This window comes from Actinophytocola sediminis, assembly GCF_054779715.1.
The window spans coordinates 1-3,007 of record NZ_BAAGXS010000152.1 but is presented as its reverse complement, the minus strand read 5'-3'; the positions used below and the strand labels follow the sequence as shown (position 1 = coordinate 3,007).

Here is a 3,007-nt window from a genome sequence, read left to right as displayed (position 1 = left end):
GCGGGCGGGCTGGAGGGCTGGGAGGACAAGGACACCGGCGGCGACACGACGTGGTACCGGCTGGTGCTGGAGTTGTACGCCCCGGATGCGCACTGGCACGACCCGACCCCGATCACGCTGCGGTTCGCGTATCCGACCGGCGTGAAATGGTTCCCCATCCTACCGTTGAAGCTCGGCGCGGGCGCGGTGCTGGGCGACGCCACCCTCACCAATCCGGGCGATGTCGACGCGTGGCCCACGTGGACAGTCACCGGACCGGGTACCGCCGTCTCCCTGGACAACACGACGACCGGCGAAACCTTGGACCTGGTGGGGGATCTGGCCAGCGGCACCCTCGTGATCGTGACCGAGCCCGGCCAGCAGTCCATCACCCTCGACGGCGTCGACTGGTGGGACAAGCTGACCGGGTCGCCGACGCTGTGGCAGGTGCCGCCCGGCGACACCGCCGTCTCGCTGGCCCTCACTGGCGCGGCGGCCGGGTCGTCGGTGCAGTGCTCGTTCTTCCCGCTCTACCGATCGGCTTGGTGACCACTGTGGACACTGTGTGGATGGTTGACCCCACCGGCAAACCTCGGGGCACGATCAGGTGGACCGAGTACACCGCGATCAGCCGGCACCGCGGCGTCGGCACGTGGCAGGTCGTCTGCGCCCTCACCCCCCAGCACGCTCAGGTCGCGCAACCTGGGTGGCGGATCCGGATCACCGACAGCGACGGCACCATCATCTCGGGGCCGGTGCGCCGCGCACGCATCCAGATCACCAAGGGACGCAACGGGAACCGGGCGCTGCTCACCCTGGGCGGCACGGACGACATGATCTATCTGCAGAAGCGGGAGGCGTGGCCGTCGCCGACGCAGTCGATCACCAACCAGACCTCGGCCTACAACGTGCGCACCGGGGTCGCCTCGACGATCATCAGGCTGTTCGTCGACGCCAACGCCGGCCCCAGCGCAGCCTCGACCGGCCGCCGCGTCCCCAACCTCACCGTCGCCGCGGACCCGACCGTCGGCGCGAGCGGCACCTGGCGCGCGAGGTTCGATCCGCTGCTGGAGGTGCTCGAGAAGATCGCGGTCGCGGGCGCGGTGTCCGGGGTGGAGCTCGGCTACCGGATCGACAACGCGTTGGAACTCAACAAGTCCTTTGTGGTCTACCTCCCGCAGGACCTGCGCGGCCCGGCGCGGTTCAGCTTGGGCTTACGAAACATCCGGTCGTTGACGTGGGAGATGGTCGCCCCCGAGGCCACCGTCATGGTCGCCGGCGGCCGAGGCGAGGAGACGGCGAGGGAGTTCACCGCGGTCATCGACGCGGCCGCCGTGTCGGACTGGGGCCGGCTGGAGGAGTTCTACGACTACCGGAGCGCGAGCGATTCGGACAGCGGTGTCGAGCTGACGCAGGGCGCCACGACCCGCCTGACCGAGCGCGCCGAGGTCCGCACGGTCGAGGTCGAGCCGATCGACTCGCCCACGCTGCGGTACGGCGAGCACTACGGGCTCGGCGACGTCGTCACCGTGGGGATCATCGACGGCCTCACCATCGACGAGGTGATCCGGGAGGTCGAGATCACCAACTCCCGCGGGGAAGGGAAGAAGATCCGCCCGAGGATCGGCACCGTCGGTCTCAGCACGATGGCCAGGGGCCGGCAGAGACCGACGGTGGTCGACCTTGAGCGCCGCGTGGGTCAGCTGGAAAAGCGCTGACCCTTCACCGCGCCGACGAGCGCGCCGAGATCGACACGCAAGACGCCCGCGCCGGGTGCCTTGCTGTCCCGCACCGCGCCGGCCGGATGCACCTCGACGCAGTCGGAGTGCGACCCCGACCGCGACGACTTCCGCCACGTGGCCGCCGTGTACTCCATGTTCAGATCTCCATCCTGTCTCGCTGCTGGACGATCGTCCTCAGCGAGTCTGACTCATCGCGCGCCAGCGAGTCGAGCCGGATAACGGTTTGGAGGTACGGGCCGGTCAGGGCGTCCTCGTCGAGGAACACCCCGCCGCGCAGCATCTCGACATGCACCACGGTCGTGCCGGTCGCAGGCTCGGCGACGAGCCAGCCGCCGAGACGCGCGTGCAGCGGGATGGCATCGCCGGGCACCACCCGGATCGCGATGTTCGGCCGCCCAGCGGCCTCGGCGAGCGCGTCGAGCTGCTCCCGGTAGACGGCGCCGGTGCCGTGCAGCGCAGGCTCGCCGATCAGCGCCAGATACTCGACGTCGGCACGCCGCAGCCTCGCCTGACGGCGCAGCCTGCCGGTGATGCGGCCCTCGATCTGGTCGGCCGGGATCCCATCCTCCCGCATGTAGGCGCGCGCGTAGTCCTCGGTCTGGAGAAGGCCGGGCGGGAGCAGCGGCGCCCACGACGTGATCCGGACTGCAGCCTCCTCGTAGTCGGCCAGCGTCGCCGAGTCCCTCGTCATGCCCGGCATCGGCAGCTCCCACCAGCCCGGGTCATCGAGCGTGCGCGCCTGCGCGAGCAGCTGCTCGCGGCGCGGCCCAACCACCCGGTAGAGGGCGAGGAGACCGGCGACCTCGTCCGGCGAGATGGACCGGTGGCCGGTCTCCAACCGGCTGACGATCTGCTTGCTCTTGCCGAGCGCGGCGGCCGCGGTCTCGATGTTCACGCCGGCCTGCTTGCGCAGGGCACGTAGCTGGGCGCCGAGGCCCTTGGTCTTCGCGTTGGGCGACTTGCGCGGCATTCATCCTCCTATCGGGGTAGGGGCCTTGACTTTTTTTCCGGAAACGATTTACGGTTCCGGGTACGAGCGTTACCAAGTCATGATCGCACATCATCGCAGGTCAGACCCGGCAGGAGATGCTATGGCCACCGTCGACTATCCACTGTGGGCCAACATTTTGTGGGCCGTCGGGACGGGGATCGTCGGGGTGCTGCTCGTCGCGATCCCCTACGCGCTCGTCGAGCTGGGCCTGCGCGCCGATGAGCGCGAGTACCAGGCACAGAGGCTTCGGTCGGCATCCATCGCCCCCGGCGAGCCGGCCGTCCGGGGTGGGGTG

General features: G+C 69.7%; 5 protein-coding genes. 3 read left to right on the top strand and 2 right to left on the bottom strand.

All coding sequences use genetic code 11. The features are described from left to right. Together ACYVIP_RS44865 and ACYVIP_RS44860 are read left to right on the top strand one after the other, a co-directional pair. Positions 1-528, top strand: a 528-nt coding sequence (locus ACYVIP_RS44865) for a phage distal tail protein (RefSeq protein WP_460407373.1), incomplete at its 5' end; no start/stop codon positions are given. Between the two features lie 20 nt (positions 529-548). Next, entirely contained in the window at positions 549-1,697 is a 1,149-nt protein-coding gene (locus tag ACYVIP_RS44860; RefSeq protein ID WP_460407372.1) for a siphovirus ReqiPepy6 Gp37-like family protein, read from the top strand. Here ACYVIP_RS44860 and ACYVIP_RS44855 read toward each other — a convergent pair. Next, positions 1,679-1,855, bottom strand: a complete 177-nt coding sequence (locus ACYVIP_RS44855) for a DUF397 domain-containing protein (protein WP_460407370.1) — start codon at positions 1,853-1,855, stop codon at positions 1,679-1,681. The genes ACYVIP_RS44860 and ACYVIP_RS44855 overlap by 19 nt on opposite strands. A gap of 2 nt (positions 1,856-1,857) precedes the next feature. Beyond that, entirely contained in the window at positions 1,858-2,691 is an 834-nt protein-coding gene (locus tag ACYVIP_RS44850) for a helix-turn-helix domain-containing protein (protein WP_460407368.1), read from the bottom strand. Between the two features lie 121 nt (positions 2,692-2,812). Here ACYVIP_RS44850 and ACYVIP_RS44845 point away from each other — a divergent pair. Next, the coding region (locus ACYVIP_RS44845) for a hypothetical protein (protein WP_460407366.1) at positions 2,813-3,007 on the top strand (195 nt) is incomplete at its 3' end.

What these genes read in the sequence shown, in the direction of transcription:
- ACYVIP_RS44860 (WP_460407372.1), top strand. Translation starts at nt 549, where the DNA reads ATGGTTGACCCCACCGGCAAACCTCGGGGCACGATCAGGTGGACCGAG.
- ACYVIP_RS44855 (WP_460407370.1), bottom strand. Translation starts at nt 1,855, where the DNA reads ATGGAGTACACGGCGGCCACGTGGCGGAAGTCGTCGCGGTCGGGGTCG.
- ACYVIP_RS44850 (WP_460407368.1), bottom strand. Translation starts at nt 2,691, where the DNA reads ATGCCGCGCAAGTCGCCCAACGCGAAGACCAAGGGCCTCGGCGCCCAG.